This is a genomic window from Micromonospora sp. NPDC050200 (assembly GCF_040656135.1).
In the GTDB taxonomy this organism is placed as follows: Bacteria; Actinomycetota; Actinomycetes; order Mycobacteriales; family Micromonosporaceae; genus Micromonospora.
In genome coordinates this window covers 88,338-107,889 of the sequence record NZ_JBFALG010000008.1, presented here as the reverse complement: position 1 = coordinate 107,889, position 19,552 = coordinate 88,338, and the positions used below count along the sequence as shown (strand labels likewise).

The following is a 19,552-nucleotide window of genomic DNA, read 5'->3' as shown; positions in this document are numbered from 1 at the left end:
CGATGTGCGGTTATAAGATCTATGATCTTGTCGTCCGGGACCGGGTGGGGCAGGATCAAATAATGTGACCATCGTGGGCGGCGACGGTGAGTGGGAGTTTCGCCTCCTCGGCCCGGTTGAGGCATACCGGGGAGGCATTCAACTCCCGCTCAACGGAAAGCAGCGCTCGCTGCTGGCAGTCCTGCTGCTCAATGCCAATCGGGTAGTCGCCACCAGGCAGCTCGCGGAAGCGGTCTGGGGTCAGCGGCTGCCGGCGTCACCCGAGGCGCGGGTGCGGTTGCTGATATCCGAGCTGCGCAGGGCGTTCGCGAGTGACGGTCAAGGGCTCATTCTGACCCGGCAGCCCGGATACCTGGTGCGCGTGGGCGCCGGCCAGATCGACGTGGACAGCTTCCGGCACGCGGTCGACCAGGCCCAGGAGGCGGCGGCCCGGGGCCGGCCGGAGATCGCGGTCGAGCAGTACGACAACGCGCTCGCGGTGTGGCGTGGCGTGGCGCTGGGCGGCGTGAGCGGCGGGTTCGTCGACACCGAGGTGGCGCGTCTGACCGAGCTGCGGGAGCGTGTCGCGGAAGACCGTACTGAGGTCATGATGGCGGTGGGGCGACACGCCGAACTCGTCTCCGAGCTGGGGCATCTGGTCGCTGAGCATTCGCTGCGGGAGAGGCCCCATGCCCAGCTGATGATGGCCTTGTACCGGTCGGGCCGGCGTGGTGAGGCGCTCGAACTCTACGCCCGGCTGCGGGAGCGCCTGGTCGAAGAGTTGGGGCTCGAACCGACGCCACAGCTGCAGCGTCTGCAGCAACAGATTCTCGTCGGCGATCCAGCGCTGCACCCGCCGGTCCCCGCGGTGCGGTCGGCCGCGTCAACAGTCCGCCAGTCGTCGCCGCCGGCCAGGATGCCGGCGCGCCAGCTGCCGCCGGCCCCTGGACGGCTCGTCGGCCGCGTGCGGGAGCTGGAGCAGCTCGACGCGCTCGCCGCGCGGGGTGACGGCCCGGTACTGGTGGTGGGGCCGGCCGGTGCCGGCAAGACCACCCTGGCCGTGCACTGGGCCCACACCGCGATGGATCGATTCCCGGATGGTCAACTTTTCCTGGACATGCGTGGCTTCGACCCCGGTACCCGTATGTCGCCTATGGACGCACTGCCGCAGTTGCTGCATGCGCTGGGGGTGGCGACTGAGGAGATTCCGGTCGGGGGCGATGCGCAGATCGCCCAGTACCGCTCGGCCCTCGCGGGACGGCGGCTGCTGGTCATCCTCGACAATGTGGCCGAGCCGGACCAGGTGCGACCACTGCTGCCCGGCGGCCCTGGCTGTCTCGCCCTGGTCACCAGTCGGGATCGGCTTGGCGGCCTGGTGGCGTTGAACGGCGCGTGCCGCATGACGATCGACGTGCTGCCACCGTTGGACGCGATCGAGGTGCTGGCTCACACGGCCGGCGCCGAGCTGATTGAGGCGGATCCGGACGCCGCGGCCAAGCTGGCGAGGCTGTGCGGCCACCTTCCGCTGGCGTTGCGCATCGCCGCCGGCCGGCTCGCTGACCAGCCGCACCATTCGATCCGCCGGCAGGTGGACGAGCTGACCCGGCGCGGGCGGATGGCCGGCCTGCGGGTCTCTGGTGACGGACGGGCGTCGGTCAGAGGTGCCTTCGACCTCTCCTACCAGGCGCTTCCGCGCCCGGCGCAGCGGCTCTTCCGGCTGCTGGGCCTCGTGCCGGCGCCAGCCGGGTGGTCGGCCGAAGCGGGCGCCGCGCTCGCCGGGCTGGCGGTGGACGATGCCGGCCAGCTGCTCGACACCCTGGCCCGGCTACACCTGATCACGGCCACTGCGGCCGGTCGGTACGTCTGCCACGACCTGCTGCTGGAGTACGCCGCGGAACTCGCCGCCGGCGATCCGCCCGCGCAGCGGGACGCTGCCGTGGACCGCCTGCTCGCCTTCTACCTGCACACCACCGATCAGGCTGCCGCCGCCACCGTCCCGGCCGTCTCCCGACTGCCCCGTCCGCCTCTGCCGGCCGGCGTAGTGCCGTTGGCGTTCCCCGACGTGGCCGGCGCCAGGGAGTGGATGATCGCAGAGTGGGACAACGTGGTCGGCGGGCTGCGCCACGCGGCGGCGCGGGGGCTGCGCCAGCTGGCCTGGCATTTCGCGGACGCATTGCGCAGTCACCTGTATCTGACGGCGTCGCGGCCCCAGTGGCTGGCCATCGCCGAGACGGGCTTGGCTGCCGCGATGGAGGAGGGCGATGTGGTCGGCGAGGCGGCCATGCGCTTCTGCCTCGGCTTCCTGCGTTACCAGGTGGCGGAGTTCTCTGAGTCGATCCGCGAGCATGAGCGCGCGGTGGAGCTCTACCGGCAGGCGGGGTGGAAGCCGGGCGAGTCCACGACGCTGCGCAGCATGGGCGTGTCGCTGGCACACATGGGGCAGTTGCGGCCGGCTCTGGACCGGTTCACGCAGGCGCTGGCGCTCGACCGCGAGATCGGCAACGAACCTGGCGAGGCGGCCAGCCTTCAGAACATTGCCGGAACCTACAAGGATCTCGGTGACCTGGAACTCTCCGCACGGTACCTCAGCGTGGCGATCCCGTTGCTGCGTCGGGTCGGTCGCCGGCCCGGCGAAGCGATAGCCCTCATCAATCTGGGGGAACTCCGGCGCGAACAGGGCCGCCTCGACGAGGCCCTGGCCGCTGTCCGTGGGTCGCTGGCGATCTGCCGGGAGATCGGGCTGCGCCACGAGGCGGCGGAGGCGTTGATTACTGGGGCAGAGGTCCATCGCGATGCCGGAAGGCACCGAGAGGCTCAGCAGGCGCTGGACGAGGCGCTGGACATCGCTCAGCAAACCGGTAACCCGCGACTCCAGATGCTCGCCCTCAATGGATTGGCCAGCATCGAGATCCGGGCCGGCCGGGTCTCGACCGCAGTGGCACGGCTCGACACCGCACTGGAGGTGGCGGCGCGTACCGGCCACAGCGGCGGTCACGTCAAGATCCTGCTCACGCTCTCCGAGGCGTACTGCGCGCTCGTCGAGTACCGATCCGCGCACCGCTACGCATCCCGGGCCTTGAGCCTGGCCTCGGAATCAGGGGCGATGATCGAGGTGGCCGCTGCGCACGCCGCCCTGGCCGCGGTCCACCTCGGCCTGGATGATCCCGACCAATGCATCAGCCACTGCCACAAGGCCCTGCAGACGCAGCGGAGGTCGGGCCAGCGGCGGGCGAAGATCCGGACCCTGGCGATACTCAGGCAAGCCCGTCGGTTGCGACGAGGCGGTGCCGGATCCTCGACGACGCACGTCTCGGAGAGCGCTCGGTGACCAATTACTCCGGTTTGAAAATACGTAGACCGGTGCGCTGGCTCCGGCGCGTCGTGCAGCGGACTCCCCGCAATGGTCAGTGTGGAGAGTTGTTGCCTCGCTGGAGGGCGAACAGTCCGTAGCCGGAAGGTCCAGTCGTGGTTGCGAGAGCCGGCGCCTTTTTTGGGGTGTGGATTTGGTTGCCCGGCTTAACGCTCTTACGAAGCCGTCAGCTGGCAGCCTCCCGTTGTTCGGATCGAAGCAGTCACGACGAAGGGTTTGTCCCGTGTCCCGTAAATCGGGGACACGACGTCCTGCCGGCACGTGCCCTATGGTCCGCGTGGGCGAGGACCCCATTGATGGCAGTGACTTGCCATCGGCTGCGCCCGAGGGAGGTCGTGATGAGAAGTCGCGCACGCGGACGGAGATCGGGAGTTCGGCTCGATCAGTTACCCATGGGGAAGGTCGGCTACGGGCTAGCTGTCGGCCTGTCCACGACGCTGGTGGCCTCACTGCTGACCGGCGTGGTCTCGCGCCCGGCGCAGGCGAAGCCGCCGGTGACCCAGGCGCAGCAACCGGCTGAGCCGGTGGAGCGCCCCGACGAGGCGGCGGCCGTGGTGACGGCGCGGATGACCGGCAAACGGGTGCTGATCAGCGGGCTGACGACGGAGACGACGGAGTTCTGGGCGTTGCCGTCTGGGTCGGTGGAGGCGAAGGTCAGCGCCGGGCCGGTGCGGATGCGCGACGACCAGGGCGACTGGGTGGACGTCGACCTGACCCTGCAGCGGAAGGCGGACGGCTCGGTGGCGCCGAAGGCGCACCCGGCCGGGTTGACGCTGTCCGGGCCGGCTGGTCCGGGCGAGCACGACCTGGTGTCGCTGGGTGCGGCGGGGCGGCGTTCGACGTTGGGTTGGTCGGGCGCGTTGCCGGCGCCGGTGTTGGAGGGCGCGAAGGCGACGTACCCGGAGGTGCGTCCAGGTGTCGACCTGGTCGTGTCGGCGACGCGGACCGGGTTTGAGCAGTTGCTGGTGGTGAAGGACCGCACGGCTGCGGCGCACGTGCGGCAGTTCCGGATGCCGTGGCGTCCGTCGGGCGGGAAGGCGACCGCGGCGCGGGTCGGTGAGTTGCCGGCGCTGATGTGGGACGCGCAGGTGGACCCGACTTCGGGTGAGCACGTGCGGCGGGCGCGGGTGGGCACGCGACTGGACGGCCAGGGCGAGCGGACCGGGCTGGTGTTGACGCCGGACGCGAAGTTCCTCGCCGACGAGTCGACGGTGTACCCGGTGACGATCGACCCGTCGCAGTCGTTGGGGCCGAACTTCGACGCGTTCGTGCAGAACACGTACACGTCGGATCAGTCGACGGCGACCGAGCTGAAGTTGGGTACCTACAACGGTGGGACGGACAAGGCGCGGTCGTTCCTGCGGTTCGACAACATGGGCTGGTTGTGGGACAAGCAGGTGCAGTCGGCGACGCTGAGCCTGTGGAATCACCACTCGTACTCGTGTACGGCGCGGGAGTGGCAGGCGTGGCGGGTCGGTGATGTCACCAGCACGGTGCGGTGGACGGCGCAGCCGGCCTGGTTGCAGCAGGTGGGTACGTCGACGCAGACGAAGGGCTTCAGCACCAGCTGCGGTGACGGGTGGGTGACGATCCCGGTGACCGGCGCGTTCCAGAGCACCGCGACTGGGCATCTGGACAAGACGACCATCGGTGTCCGGGCGACGAGTGAGATCGACAGCTACACCTGGAAGCGGTTCAACTCCAAGGAGGGCACCTACCCGCCGTCGGTGACCATCACCTACCAGTCGGGGGCGCAGGTGACCGCGATGGCGACCGCGCCGACGACGGTGTGCGCCACCGGGGCGCAGCGGCCGTACATCGCGAGTTTGACGCCGCAGTTGCGGGCGCAGATCACCGATTCCGCGGCGACGTCGGTATACGCCACGTTCGAGTGGCACGCGGCGGGCGGATCGTTGATCGGTTCGGCTACAGAGGGGCCGGGCGCGTCCGGGTCGTGGCTGGCGACGAATGTGCCGCCTGGCGCGTTTGTGGAGGACGGCTCGTACGCGTGGCGGGTACGGGGCAGTGACGGCACGACAGCGGGTTCGTGGTCGCAGTGGTGCGAGTTCACGGTGGACACGATGGCACCTACGGTGGCGCCGTCGGTGTCATCGACGGCGTACCCCTCGGGCGTGTGGTCCGGCGCCGCGGGCACCGCCGGTAGCTTCACGTTCGACGCCGGCGGCGTCGCGGACGTGTCGGCCTACGAGTACGGCGTGGACGTCAACCCGCCGAACCAGACCGTGAACGCGCCCAGTCTCGGTGCCGCCACCGCCGCTTCGATCACGCCGACCTCGGACGGCCCACACACGCTGTACGTGCGCACCCGCGACCGGGCGGGCAACCTGTCGCCGATCCGCTCCTACGCGTTCTCGGTCGGTGGCGGCGCGGTGACCGCGCCGAAGACCGGTGACATCACCGCGGCGAAGACCGCGATCACCGGGGTGGGGCGGCCGGACGCGACCGGGGTGACCTACCAGTGGCGGCGCGGCGAGAGCGACGCGTGGACCGACATCCCGGCCGGGCACGTCACGGTCGCGGCCGGCGGCGCCGCAGTGACCTGGCCTTTGCCCACCAGTGGCAGCGGCCAGTTCCCGAAGCTGAACTGGGACGTCGAGGCCACCCTCGCCGCGGTGGACGCCCAGTCGATCGCCCGCGACGGGCCGCTGCAGGTACGGGGCAGCTTCACCGGTGGTACGGCCGCGTCCTCCGGCGCAGTGAAGATCACCTTTGACCGGAACCAGGCGTCGGCGGCGGCGGAGAAGATCGGTCCGGGTGAGGTGAACCTCATCACCGGTAACTACACCTTGTCGGACAGCGATGTGTCGGTGGCCTCGTACGCCACCGACCTGACTGTGGAGCGTTCGTACAACAGCCGGCGGTCGGCGGAGACCGACTCGGCGAACATGTTCGGCCCGGGTTGGGTGTCCGGTGCGGCGGTGGACGGGGTCGAGGCCAACTACACGTCGCTGACCGTGTTCGGGTCGCTGGTGCAGGTGGGTCTGCCGGACGGTGACACGATCGGCTTCACCAGGCGCACCAGCACCGCCTTCGATCCGGAGATCGGGCTCGAGTCGATGAAGCTGACGTACGACAGCGCGACCGACTCCTACGGCCTGACCGACGAGGACGGCGACACCGTGACGTTCGCCCGCGTCGCCGGCACCGCGGCCGGCAAGTACTTCCCGACGCTGGTGGCTGAGTCAGGCAGCAACCAGACCACCACGTACAACTGGGAGCGGGTGACCGTTGCCGGGGCGGAGGTGGTCCGGCCGACCCGGATGCTGGCACCGGTGCCGGACGGGGTCAACTGCGCCACCCTGACCCGGGGCTGCCGGGCGCTGACCTTCACCTACGCCACCACCACCACCGCGACCGGCATCACCGAGGGCACCTGGGGTGACTACACGGGCCGGGTCAAGGAGATCTCCTTCACCGCCTGGGACCCGGATCTGCCCACCCCGGCCATGCGTACCGTGCCACTGGCCCGGTACGCGTACGACAACACCGGCCGGCTCCGTGCCGCCTGGGACCCGCGGCTGGACTGGACCGACGCCGGCACGACGCGGCACCTGCGGAAGACGTACGACTACGGCGCCAACGGTGTGCTCACCGCGGCCAAGCCGGTGGGCGAGGAGCCGTGGCAGTTCAGCTACACCACGGTCCCGGGTGACCCGGGCGCGGGCCGGCTGCACAAGGTGACCCGCACGGCGCTCGCCGCGGGTACTGCGACGAGCACCATGGTCTACAAGGTGCCGCTCTCGGGCGCCGGTGCGCCGTACGACCTCTCGCCCGGGCAGACCGCCCGGTGGGGTCAGCCGGAGGCGCCGACCGACGCGACGGCCATTTTCCCGGCCAACCAGATACCGAACGGCAACCCGGCCACCGGCACCATGCCCTCGTCCTGGGAGCGCGCATCGGTGACGTACCTGGACGCCAACGCCCGCGAGGTCAACGCCGCCGCGCCGGGCGGATACGTCACCGCCACCTGGTACGACGAGTTCGGCAACACCGTGCGTTCGCTGACGGCGGCCAACCGGGCCCGGGCACTGGCCGACTCGTCCACCGATGATGCGGCACGGGAGACGACGCTGGCGCAGAGCTACTCCACCCGCAATGTCTTCAGCGGCGACGGGCAGCGGCTGCTCTACACACTCAATCCCGAGCGGGACGTGCTGCTGGCCGAGGGCAGCACGGTACGCGGCCGACCGATGACCCGGAGCACCTACGACGAGGGTGCGCCGCTCACGGGCGGGCCGTACAACCTGGTCACCAAGCAGGAAGAGCTGGTGCGTTACTGGGGGCCGACCGGCACCGAGACCGACGCCGAGCTGCATACCACCAAAACCGTGTACGACTGGTCGCTGCGCGAGCCGACGGTGACCACCGTGGACCCCGGCGGGCTCGGCCAGACCACCCGTAGCACCTACGACCCGGGTACCGGACTGGAAACCTCGCTCACCACGGCGGCCGGCGGCACCAGCACGAACACCCCGGCCACCACCCGCGCGATCAACTACCGGGCGACTTCGGGCTCCGGCTACGCGGAGTGTGACCTGCGGCCGGAGTGGGCGAACCTGCCCTGCCGGGTGCAGCCGGGCGGCCAGTCGGCCAGCGGACCGGAAGTGCCTGCCACCGTGACCACCTACGACATGTTCAACCAGCCCCGGGTGGTCACCGAGAAGACCAGCGCCGGCACGCTGCGCACCACCACCACGACCTACGACGGCGCGGGGCGGGAATACGAGACCGCGGTCACCGGCCCCGGTACCGCCGTGCCCCTCGTGCGCAAGATCTACGACCAGGCCACCGGCCAGCTCATCCGTACCCAGTCGGTCAGCGGTGGCACGGTGACCGCACAGATCGTCCGCGGCTACGACACGCTCGGCCAGCTGACCTCGTACACCGACGTCGACGGCAACCTGTCGACCACCACGTACGACCTGCTCGGCCGGGTCGCCACCAGCACCGACGGCAAGGCCACCCGCACCTACACCTACGATGGCGGCAGCGAACGACGCGGCCTGCTCACCTCCGTCAACGACAGCCAGGCCGGCGTGTTCGCCGGCAGCTACGACGGGGACGGCAGGCTGATGTCGGAGAGCTGGCCCAACGGCGTCGTGGTCAGCCGTGACATCGACGCGACCGGCGCCGAGGTCGGCCGGTCGTACATCAAGACCGGCTGTGGCGCCGCGGACTGCACCCTCTACCGCGAGTCGGTCAAGACTTCGACCCACAACCAGGTACGGGTGCACAGCTCCACCCTCTCCAACCAGGAGTACGCCTACGACCAGGCGGGCCGGCTGACCCAGGTCCGCAACATCCTGGGCGACCGCTGCACCACCCGGGCGTACGCCTTCGACGCGGCCACCAACCGCAAGTCGTCGACGGAGTACGCCCCGGGCGCGGACGGGTCATGCCAGACCACGACCGCGGCGGCCAGCCGGAGCTGGACCTACGACACCGCGGACCGGGCCAACACCGCCGGGTACACCTACGACACGCTCGCCCGCACCACCACCGTCCCGTCGGTCGACACCGCGAACCCGGCCGGCGGCAATGTGACCGTCACCTACCACGCCACCGACCTGGTCGACACCATCACCCAGGGCGGACGCACGACCGACTACCTGATCGACGTCGAGGGCGAGCGGGTCCGGTCGTGGACCGACAACGTCTCGGGTGAGGCGGCCACCTCGATCCACCACTACGCGGACGACGAGGACAGCCCGGTCTGGACCCAGGAGACGTCGAGCACCTACACCCGCGCAGTCAGCGGGCTGGCCGGCGTGGCCGGGACCTGGAACAGCGGCACCGGCGTGGTCGACTGGCAGATCGCCAACATGCACGGCGACGTCGTCGCCACCATCAGCGGCAACGACGCCGGCCTGAGCAGCACCAGCGAGGCCACCGAGTACGGCACGCCGCTCGACTCGACGAACGTGGGTAGCCAGCGGTACGGCTGGCTCGGCGCCGAGCAGCGCGCCGCCGACACGCCGGGCGGGATCCTGTTGATGGGTGTCCGCCTCTACAACCCGACCACGGGCCGCTTCCTGCAGGTCGATCCGGTGCCGGGTGGCAGTGCGAACAGCTACGAGTACTGCGTCGGCGACCCCGTGAACTGCACCGACCTCAATGGGAAGTACGCCACGGGGAAGTGGAAGTGGCTCCCCAACAAGGTGTGGCAGAGCGGCTGGAAACAGATCAGACGTGGCATCTACCGCGTGTATATCAAGTTCCGGCAGCGCGACATGCGTCTGTTCCGCTGGATATACACCAGCAAGCGCCGCACCTGGATCGTCGGTTACCAGATCCTCACCAAGAGGTCGTTCTCCTTCAAGACCAAGCACTGCGTGTGGCGCTGCAAGACGACGCCCTGGATCCCCATACCGGTCCCGAAGTTCGGCGGATACCTGACCTGGATCCAGACCTACATTTACTACCGCCCGATCCGAGTCCGCCGCTAGCGTTCTGCTATCGCGGACAGCGGTGGCCGCCAAGCCAATCAGGCATGGCGGCCACCGCCGTACCGGTCCCGAGTATGCCCGTCCGCCGATCCCACCAGCTTGGGTTGGTGGCGCAGTGGCCCCGGCGGTCGCCCCGCGCAACGGCGCGCTACGGGCGCTGCCCGGGCCGTCCGTCCGTGAGGACTTCCTCGGCCGGGCCCAGCCGGCGCTCGACCCGGAGGAGACAGCCGTACGCCAGGTTGCCCGCCTCGGCTTACGACGGGGACGTCCGGGTGAACGTCTGGCCGGTAACCCGGCATCCTGGCGATCTTCCGACCGTACGAGGGGGGGGAAGAGGTGTTCCCCGGCCGGTGTGGGCGGGGCTGGAGGTGAGCCGTCCGTGCGCCCCGAAGCCGTGCGGTACGGGTGTCGGTTCGCCTCACAGAAGGCCGGGTTCTGCGTGTCGTCGTCCAGTTTGTACCTACGGCCGTCCAGGCGGGTCACGACGGTCGGTCATCCCCAGCGGCACCACCGTTGATCCTTCTTTGCCAGCCGGGCACGTGCCGGGGGCCGCGGACAAGATAGATTGTTATCGGTCTATCCGTACTTCCGGATGTGGGAGCTCACATGCTCAACAGAAGCAGGATCACTGGGAGATCTCTGGTGGCGACCGTAGCGGCTGCGGCGCTCGTGACGGCGGGGCTCGCGGTGCCCGCACCGGCGAGCGCGGCGGTCACCAGGGAGCAGTTGGCGCTGCGCTGGGCGCCGATCCACTACCAGGACGTCGACGTCACCGGCAGCCATGCGCTCGGTGGCAAGTCCGACTACATCACCAAAGTCGACTTCGACGGCGATCTCAACGGGCGCAACAACTGGGACCGCGCCGGCCAGGCGGGCGTCTCGTTCGCCGCGCACGCCTACTACTCCGTGCTGGAGACGAGCACGCACTGGTACGTCACGTACCTGTTCTTCCACCCACGGGACTGGACGGACACCTTTTTCGACACCGAACACGAGAACGACGGCGAGGGCCTGCTGCTCGCGATCCAGCGGGACGGATCCACGTACGGGGTGCTGCGCTCCGCGGTCACCGTGGCGCACACGAACTTCTTCTCGTACACCCCGGCCGGGAGCACCTGGACGAGCGGCCGGGAAAGCGTCGACGGCACCCTGAAACTCCAGGCGTCGCCGCACGACGCGTTCCTGCACCCGGTGACTGCGCAGGAGGCAAAGGGTCACGGCCTGAAGGCGTACCCACAGTACGACATCAACGGCGACGGCATCGTGTACTACCCGTCGACTGTGGCGGAGACGCCGAGCAGCGGCAACGACCGTAACGTGCGGTACAAGCTCATCGACATCTTCGCCAGTGACGGCCTGTGGGCGCAGCGGGCCAACACCAGCCTGTTCGCGAACCTCGGTACCTTCGCCGGTGACGACTCCGGCGACTGTGGCGTGGGTGCGCTCGACTGCTCGATCAACTCGGCCAACGCGCCGTGGGGCTGGGACGACGGCGACGACCTGCCCGCCCGGGGCGAGATCGCCACCGATCCGGCGAAGCTGTCCGTCGAGTACTTCACGATCCCGGGCAGCCTGTCTCGGACGTACACCTACAACCCGTACGCCGCTGCGGCGGCGGCCCTGGCGGCCGCGGCGAAGACGGCGCCACCCGTCGTCGACTGACGGGTCGTGGGCCGGCTGAGTCGGCCGCAGGCGCCCGGGCGCACACGCAGTCTTCGCAGCACCGCGAGCGGTGCCCGGGATGTGCGGGAAGGGCATTGGCACCCCCGATGCCGTTGGGAGTGCGCCAGGTCTGGCGCACTCCCGGCGCGCCCGTACCGCCTGCGGCGGCACTGGGCACCCGAGGCAGTGTCAGGGCCATCCGCTGTCCAGCCGACCTCGGTGCCCACCCGACCCGGCACCGCGCCTGCCGGCGGTCCGCGACGCCGGTGGTCGCACCGGCGCGGGCGCCGTCGTCGCGCCAGATCTCCGACTGGCTGCACGGTCTGGACGAGCCGTCGAGCTTGCCTGCCCGGGGCGTGTCCACTTGGTGACATGTCGCCTCTGTGGCACCTGGCGCCTAGTGACCACCATCGTGTCGGCGAGGAGACTCCGGTGGTGTCAACAGTGGTTGCCAGCTTCGCTGAGCAGAGGAGTAGCACGATGAACCGGCTCTTACGCTGGACGGCCGTGGCGTTGGTCGGCGTCCTGGCGGTGGGCGTTCCCGCCGACGCAGCGCCACCGCCCCCGGCAGGAGGTAGCGGCACCACCGTGACCGCTACCCCGTCCCGCGTCACCCTGATAACGGGCGACGTGGTGGAGCTGGTCGAGGCCTCGCCCGGCAAGTACGCCGCCTCGGTCCGGCCGGCGCCTGGCCGGGAAGAGATCACCTTCCACACCCTGGAAGCCGACAGCGGCCTGCGCGTACTGCCCAGCGACGTCGTGCCGTACGTGTCCACCGGCGTTCTCGACGGCGACCTGTTCGACGTACAGGAGCTCATCGAGCAGGGCTACGGGGACGATGTGGCGCCAAACCTCCCACTGATCATTCGCTACCGGGAGACCGGCGAGCAGACGATAGCCGGGGCACGGCGTGTCTCCAGGCTGGACAGCATCGGCGCCTCCGCGGTCGTCGAGGACAAGGACGGGCTGACCGGGTTCTGGCGGGCGGCGGCCGGCGGCAGCCCAGGCGTCCGATCGTTCGGCGTGGACACGCCGAAACTGGGGTCCGGCATCGCGCAGATCTGGCTCGATGGGCGGGTGGAGCCGACGCTCGACCGTAGCGTGTCGCAGATCGGCGCTCCGGCAGCGTGGGCGTCGGGGTACGACGGCGACGGTGTCACGGTGGCGGTACTGGACACCGGCATCGACGCGACACACCCCGACTTCGCTGGAAAGATCAGCGAGACGAAGAACTTCTCCAACAGCGCCACGACCGCCGACAAGTTCGGGCACGGGACGCACGTCGCTGACACGATCGCCGGCACCGGCGCCGCCTCGGACGGTCGACGCAAGGGCGTCGCACCAGGGGCGAACCTGCTCATCGGTAAGGTGCTGAACGACACTGGCTCCGGCTACGAGTCGTGGATCATCGCCGGAATGGAGTGGGCGGTCAGTTCCGGAGCCGACGTGGTCAACATGAGCCTTGGCGGGAGTGCCACCGATGGCACCGACCCGTTGAGTGAGGCGGTCAACCGGCTCACCGCGAGCAGTGGCACCCTCTTCGTCGTCTCGGCAGGCAACGAGGGGGAGGAGTCGACCGTGGGCACCCCGGGTGCGGCCGATGCCGCTCTCACCGTCGGCGCGGTGGACCGCGACGAGAGCCTCGCGAGTTTCTCCAGTCGGGGTCCGCGGTTGGGTGATTATGCGGTGAAGCCGGAAATCACCGCACCGGGTGTCGGGATCGTCGCGGCGCGGGCCGCCGGTACCGCGATGGGAACGCCGGTCGACGCGTACTACACCGCGGCGTCCGGCACATCGATGGCTGCGCCGCACGTGGCCGGCGCGGCGGCGATCCTCGCCCAGCGTCACCCTGACTGGAACGCCGCGCAACTCAAGGACGCGCTGGTGAGCACGGCTCGCACCAATGCCGCCCTGACCGTGCATCAGCAGGGCGCCGGCCGGGTCGACGTGGCGCGGGCGACTGCCCAGCAGGTGCACGCCACCGCAGTGCTCAACTTCGGGCTGCATACCGACACCGCGCCGGCCGAGGCGCCGATCACCCGGCAGGTCTCCGTCACCAACGCTGGGGATAGCGCGGTGACGCTGTCGCTTGCCGCGCGCCTGGAGAACCTCGACTCTCACGCTGCAGACCAGGACGCTATCGCGCTCGGCGCCGACCAGATCGTCGTGCCCGCGGGCACGAGCCGGCAGGTGCCGGTCACGATCGACCCAGCCAAGCTGACCCGTGGACGGCACGGCGGTTGGCTCACGGCCAACGGCGCTGGCGGGGTGCTGACCACCACTGCCCTGGCGGTGACCCTTGATGGACCCAAGCACACCGTGACCCTGCGCGGGGTGGACCGCAGCGGCGCGGACACGAGCGTGTCCGTGGTCGCCCTGCACGGTGCCGACCAGCGCTCGGACGTGGTGTCCTGGATTCAAAAGGGCAAGCCCCGGACCGTCGAGGTCGAGGAGGGCAACTACCTGCTGCACGGCCTGATCTCGGACGGTGGGCCACTTGACCCACAGGCCACACTGATCACCGACCCACAGTTGAAGGTCACCCGGGACCTCGAGGTGGTCATCGACGCCCGCAAGGGGACCCCGATCACCATCCAGACACCGAAACCCGCAGAGCAGCAGGCGGTGCTGAGTTACTACGTACATCGCACGTTCGGTAACGGGCGGAGCATCAGCCACGGGGTCATGCATTTCAGCACCGTGCAGCAGGTCAACGTGACGCCCACCGACCCCGTCACTGACGGTGACTACGAATTCGCCTCCCGATGGCAACTCGTCGCGCCCATGGTGAGCGCCCAGGTGTCCGGCGTGTCTGGGCCGCTGGACATCAACCTGCTGCACCGCTCACCAGCTTTCGAGGGTGGCCGCAACTTCCCGCTGGTCTGGGCCGGCACCGGCACCGACGCGGAGTTGACCGCTGCCGGCGCACGCGGAGCCGCGGTGCTCATGGACAGTGCGGAGGGCCGCTCCGAGAGCAACCAGGTGGCTGCCGCGGCAGCGGCCGGAGCTGCGGTCGCGCTGATCGTGCGCCCGGCAACCCGTTCCGCATGGACGGTGTGGCGGCCGATCGGCGCCCGGGAGCCGATCCCGGCGATGGTGGTCGCCAACGACGACGGCCAGCGCCTGAAGGCCGCCGCCACGGCGGGAAAGCCGATGCTCAACCTCACCCTCACCGTGTCCAGTCCCTACCTCTACGACGTGTTCCATGTGGAGCAGGGCCGGATCCCTCCGCAGGTCGTCCATCGAGTGACCGCGGAGAACTCGGCGCGGATCATCACCAGGTACGCCAACACCGGCGGGGATGAGTGGGCCAAGGAGCAGCGCTTCGGCTGGCGCCCCTGGCAGACGTACTCGTGGAACGACACCCAGCGCATGGTGCGGACGGGCGGGGAGCGCGAGGAGTGGGTTTCCGCCGGTGACTCGGTGTGGCAGCACCGGGTGGCTCACTACTACACCTGGGATGAGATGAACCCGCTCGGCGTTGGGATGCGCGACGCGCCCCGCAGCTACCAAGGCGACAGCCGCACCCGCGAGGACTGGTTCACCCCGGTGGTGCGTCCGGCGTCGCCCAGCGGTATCGCGGGCCTGGCGTCGACCCGCCGTGGCGACATCCTGGCCCTGCGTGTACCGGAATTCGTCGACGCCGCCGGCCACTACACGCTGGCGGGCGGCGGCGGTGAGCGCGATCTGGTGTCGGCACGACTGTTGCGCGACGGTGCCGTGCTCGCCGAGTTGCCCGATGCGCGGCGGGATGTGCCCACGATGGCAGCCGACGCGTCATATCGGCTGGAGTTGACCACGCAGCGGGCGTCCAAGGAGTGGCAGTGGGCGACGCGCACACAGACGGCGTGGGACTTCCGGTCCGGGCGCCCGGACGGTGACCCGGAACAACCGCGGCCACTGCCGCTGCTGCAACTCGACTACTCTATTCCGGCCGACCTGGCCGGAACGGTGCCCGGGGCACACCCGCACATCATCGGTATCACGCTGCGCAACCAGGACGGGTTGGCGGCTCCGCGCGGGGGCAGCGTCGGGGTCGACGTGTCGTTCGACGAAGGGGCGACGTGGCGCTCGGTGAAGGTCGCGAGCGAGGGCGGCGTCTTCCACGCGGTCGTGCCGCCGGGCACCGGCACGGTCTCGCTGCGGGTGCATGGCGCCGATGCCGACGGGAACGAGGTCACCCAGACGATCCTGCGAGCGTACGGGCTGCGCTGACCGAAGGTTGATCAGGACGTCGACGCGTCGGCGTCCTGATCAACCCTCCGGGCGACAAGGGTGACCTCAGATCCAACCCCGGCGTGCTGCCTGGTAGGCCAGCCCGGGTCGGGTGTCGACATCGGCCAACGCCATCAGCCGCTCCACCCGGCGTTGAACTGTGCGCCGGCTAACGCATAGCTGTGAGGCGATCGACTTGTCCGGCACGCCCGCCACCAGGAGGGAGAGCAGGTAACGCTCATCCTCGTCTGGGCCAACCCTCGCCGGGTCGGCACGTTCACCGGTGGTGCCGTCGGCGCTCAGCCGTACCGGGGTGGCCCGATCCCAGTAGCTTTCGAACAGCGCCATCAGCGCGTCGAGCAGCTGGCTCCGGCCGATCACGGCAGCGGTCGGTTCGTCACGGCCACTCTCGATAAAGGGCACCAGCGGACAGAGCGCGGTCGACCCGTCAGCGACGGCCAACCGTACCGGTAGCTGGGGCAACATGCGGGCCTCCTCCCCCCGGCGGATGCCTTCGGCGACGCTGTCGAGCATGCCAGGTTCGTCGAGCAGGGCCCGTTCGTAGATGACCCGATACCGCACCCCGCGGTCCAGAGCGCTGAACTCCTCGGTGTTTTCCGCACTGGACATGGCCACCGGATTGGCTTTGCAAAACCAGAGCATCTCGGTGCGGGCGGTGTCCTGCAACAGCCGGATCCGCTCGCGCAGCGCATGCCCGCCGGCCACCACCTCGACGAGTTGGGACGAGTCGTGGCGCCGGGCGTTGGTCCGGTACATCTCGGCCAACTGGGCCACGGCCTGACGCGCCGCCTCGATTGATGCTTGGCGGTGCAGCAGCGTAGGCCCCAACGCCACCTCCGGAGGCAAGGCCCGATAGGTCTGTTCATCGTCGTGCTCGATGGCGGCCAAGCCCTTGAGGCGCAGCGCCTCCAGCAGCGTCACTGCCCGCTCGCGTGTTACCGCCATCCGTTCGGCCAGATCGGCAGGGTGGGCACGGGCCAGCTGGACGAGCAGCCGGTACGCCTGCTCATCCAGCGGCCCAAGGCCAGCCGGTGCGAGCGCTGTTTCCGGCTGGCCACCATCATCGTCCACACCGGGACTGTACGAAGGACGGCGGTGGGGGTGATGCTCGGGATCCCGCCGCCGCTTCGGTCCACGCGAACTGCCCGGTCTCCCGCGACACCGGCCGACGCCAAGGCCACCACCGCACCAATGGCGACACCAACATTGCCCGCGCCACCAGCCGCGCCAACCGCCGGGCCAGGTGCGGCGGCTGGTCGCCCACGACGAGTACCTGTGCGCCGGCACGGTTGGGCGGTCACCTTCGACACGACCGTCTCGGCGACCCGTATCTGCCTGGACCTGCGGTTCAGCGCACCACACCACCCTCCTTGGCTACGGTGGGAGCAGCGTCTCGACCTGCTCATGCCGGCCGGCTACCGGCGGTCGCTGTTCATGGCCGCGATCTTCCCGGAGGTCACCGCGATCGCCGCGCTGATCGCTTCATCCGCACGGCAGGCGGTGACCGCCGAGCGGCGGCCGGCACACCTCGAGCACCTCCTCGACGCCTGCGCGCAGCTCACCCTGTTCACCTCGGCGGTCGCGGACTGGCACGTCAACCCGGTGCTTGTGGACATCGTGGTTGCGTTGAGCCTGGTCTTCGTCGGCGTGGTCGGGCTGCAGAGGCGGCCGAAGAACTGAACGTTACGGCGTTCCCTATGGCCAGAGCGTGTTTTACTGTCAGCAACGGCGCGCCGGCGATCGGCGACGGTGGGTGTTCCCGCAGCACAAGGGTTACACCGATACTCTCACGCCGACGCGTGCATCACTCACAAAATACGTGAATCAGATGCCCTCTTAACGCCACCACATGCACCGAAGGTCGGCGCGATCCAGGGTGTGGAGATCGCGGTCTCCGACGACGACGGCACCGCCTGGCGACCGGCGGCTGCGGCACCGGACGGATATGACCAGCCGCAACCGGTGCCGCGCCTGCTCAGGGGATGATGCCGCGGCGGCGGCCTTCGGCGACGGCGGCGGTGCGGTTGTCGACGCCGAGCTTGCTGAACACCTGGACTAGGTGGGACTTGACGGTGGCCTCGGTGATGAACATGGCCCGGGCGATGGCGTGGTTGGTGTGGCCCTCGCCGACCATCTGCAGGATCTGGATCTCGCGCGCGGTCAGCGCCCGCCCGGGAGCGCGTACGCGGTTGATCAGGCGGGCGGCGATGGCGGGGGCGAGTACGGTCTCGCCCGCTGCGGCGGAGCGGATGGCGGCCAGCAGGTCGTCAGGTTCGGTGTCCTTGAGCAGGTATCCCGTGGCGCCGGCGGTGATGGCGGGCAGGATGTCGGCGTCACTGTCGTAGGTCGTCAGCACCAGCACCCGTGGTGGCCGGGGGTGGGCCAGGATCCGCCGGGTGACTTCCGCGCCGTTGACAACCGGGCCCAGGTGCAGGTCCATGAGGACCACGTCAGGAGTGGTGGCTTCGGCCTGTGCGATCGCGTCGACGCCGGTGGCGGCCTCCCCGACGACCGTGATGCCCGGATCGGCATCCAGCGCCGCCCGCAGCCCGCGACGGACGATGGGGTGATCGTCGACGATGAGCACGCGGAGCGGCTCGGCCGGACGGGGCGCGCGAGTCACGATGGTTCCCCTTCGGTAGGGATGGAAGCACCGATCGCAGTGCCCTGTCCGGGAGCGGATTCGACGACGAGCGTGCCACCGACAGCGGCCAGCCGGCGGCGCATGGTGGCCAGGCCCAGACCCGTGCCGCTCGTGGAGGTGAGCGGCTGGTCCGGGTCGAACCCCCGCCCGTTGTCGACGACGTCGAGGCTGACCGCCCCGGGCAGGAAGGTGAGGGTGAGGTCCACGCGGTCGGCGGCGGCGTGTGCGCGAACGTTGGCGATGGCTTCCTGTCCGGCACGGAGCAGGGCGACTTCCACCGGGGTGGGCAGTGGGTAGGGGTGGCCGTCGACGGTGAGGCGAGCGTCGAGACCAGTCCGGCGGCCGTCGTCGACGAGGTGACCGAGGGCCTCGGTGAGCGGCCGGCCGGCCAGCGAGGCGGGGGTGAGGGCGCGGATGAGCCGCCGCGCGTCCTCCAACGCGGACTGCGCGGCCTCGACGGCGGCGTCCAGTTGGCGGTGGGCGGCCGCCGGGGCGTCCGGCCAGCGGCCGGCGGCCGACTTCAGCAGCAGGACGATCGTGGACAGGCTCTGGGCGACGGTGTCGTGGATCTCGCCGGCGAGCCGGTCCCGCTCGGCGAGAGTGCCGGCACGGCGCTGCGCGGCGGCGAGCTGGCCCTGTGCGGCGGTGATGTCGGCAAGCAGTCGCGTGGTCAGCTCGTTCTGCTGTCGGAGGTCACGGTAGACGGTCATGATTACGATGGCCACGCTGGCGCCGATGACCGGGCCGAGCACCGCGGGCAGACTCAGCCTGCCCTCATGTGCCGAGAACGCGGCGACGGCCGCCGCAGTCAGCCCCGCGACGACCACAGGCCCGAGCACCCGCGGGAGAAGCTGCATGGCCAGCAGGAACAGGGCGAACGCCAGCCACACGAAGTCCACCGACAACGCGGCCAGCGCGATCCAGCCGGCGGTGAGCCCGGCGAACCACAGCCCAGCCACCACCGGCTGCCGAGCGCGCCGAGCGAGTACGACGCCCAGCAGGTACCACAGGGCCACCGACGCCACCGCGGTGATCAGCAGGCCGACGGGTGGACGGCCGGACCGCGCGGCGCGTACGGCACCAATCAGCAGCAGCGCGACGAACAGGACGTGCTCGGCCCGACGTAGCAGGGTCAGCGTGACCGCCGCGACCCGCGGCTGCTGGTGATTCATGGCTCTGTCGACGGTAGTGGCC

General features: G+C 69.9%; 8 protein-coding genes. 5 read left to right on the top strand and 3 right to left on the bottom strand.

Going from position 1 to position 19,552, the window contains the following annotated elements; genetic code table 11:
• Positions 1–64: 64 nt before the first annotated feature.
• The 4 genes from AB0I41_RS08205 (at position 65) to AB0I41_RS08190 (ending at position 15,693) form a co-directional block, all read left to right on the top strand.
• The gene (locus AB0I41_RS08205; RefSeq protein ID WP_357103394.1) at positions 65–3,307 is read left to right on the top strand and encodes a BTAD domain-containing putative transcriptional regulator; all 3,243 of its coding nucleotides are present in this window, start codon (positions 65–67) and stop codon (positions 3,305–3,307) included.
• A gap of 434 nt (positions 3,308–3,741) precedes the next feature.
• Positions 3,742–9,816, top strand: coding sequence for a DNRLRE domain-containing protein (locus AB0I41_RS08200; protein ID WP_357103391.1), 6,075 nt, complete (start codon positions 3,742–3,744; stop codon positions 9,814–9,816).
• Between the two features lie 642 nt (positions 9,817–10,458).
• Entirely contained in the window at positions 10,459–11,478 is a 1,020-nt protein-coding gene (locus AB0I41_RS08195; protein WP_357103389.1) for a hypothetical protein, read from the top strand.
• A gap of 630 nt (positions 11,479–12,108) precedes the next feature.
• Positions 12,109–15,693: a S8 family serine peptidase gene (locus AB0I41_RS08190; protein WP_357103386.1), complete on the top strand. Its 3,585-nt coding sequence runs from the start codon at positions 12,109–12,111 to the stop codon at positions 15,691–15,693.
• A gap of 66 nt (positions 15,694–15,759) precedes the next feature.
• On the opposite strand, the gene AB0I41_RS08185 is transcribed toward AB0I41_RS08190, so the two are convergent.
• Positions 15,760–16,785 (bottom strand): helix-turn-helix domain-containing protein, encoded by a 1,026-nt coding sequence (locus AB0I41_RS08185; RefSeq protein ID WP_357103383.1) that lies wholly within the window; start codon positions 16,783–16,785, stop codon positions 15,760–15,762.
• 204 nt (positions 16,786–16,989) lie between these two features.
• Here AB0I41_RS08185 and AB0I41_RS08180 point away from each other — a divergent pair, with 204 nt between their 5' ends.
• The gene (locus AB0I41_RS08180; protein ID WP_357103380.1) at positions 16,990–17,394 is read left to right on the top strand and encodes a hypothetical protein; all 405 of its coding nucleotides are present in this window, start codon (positions 16,990–16,992) and stop codon (positions 17,392–17,394) included.
• A 295-nt stretch (positions 17,395–17,689) separates the two neighbouring features.
• Here AB0I41_RS08180 and AB0I41_RS08175 read toward each other — a convergent pair whose 3' ends face one another.
• Together AB0I41_RS08175 and AB0I41_RS08170 are read right to left on the bottom strand one after the other, a co-directional pair.
• A complete protein-coding gene (locus tag AB0I41_RS08175; RefSeq protein WP_357103376.1) occupies positions 17,690–18,337 on the bottom strand; it encodes a response regulator transcription factor in 648 nt (215 codons plus the stop codon).
• Positions 18,334–19,530 carry a sensor histidine kinase gene (locus AB0I41_RS08170; RefSeq protein ID WP_357103372.1) on the bottom strand — a complete coding sequence of 399 codons (1,197 nt, stop codon included), beginning with the start codon at positions 19,528–19,530 and terminating at the stop codon, positions 18,334–18,336. Before AB0I41_RS08170 ends, AB0I41_RS08175 begins: the two co-directional genes overlap by 4 nt.
• Between the last annotated feature and the right edge of the window lie 22 nt (positions 19,531–19,552).

Coding starts and splice junctions, on each gene's coding strand:
- AB0I41_RS08200 (WP_357103391.1), top strand. CDS start 3,742: ATGGGGAAGGTCGGCTACGGGCTAGCTGTCGGCCTGTCCACGACGCTG.
- AB0I41_RS08170 (WP_357103372.1), bottom strand. CDS start 19,530: ATGAATCACCAGCAGCCGCGGGTCGCGGCGGTCACGCTGACCCTGCTA.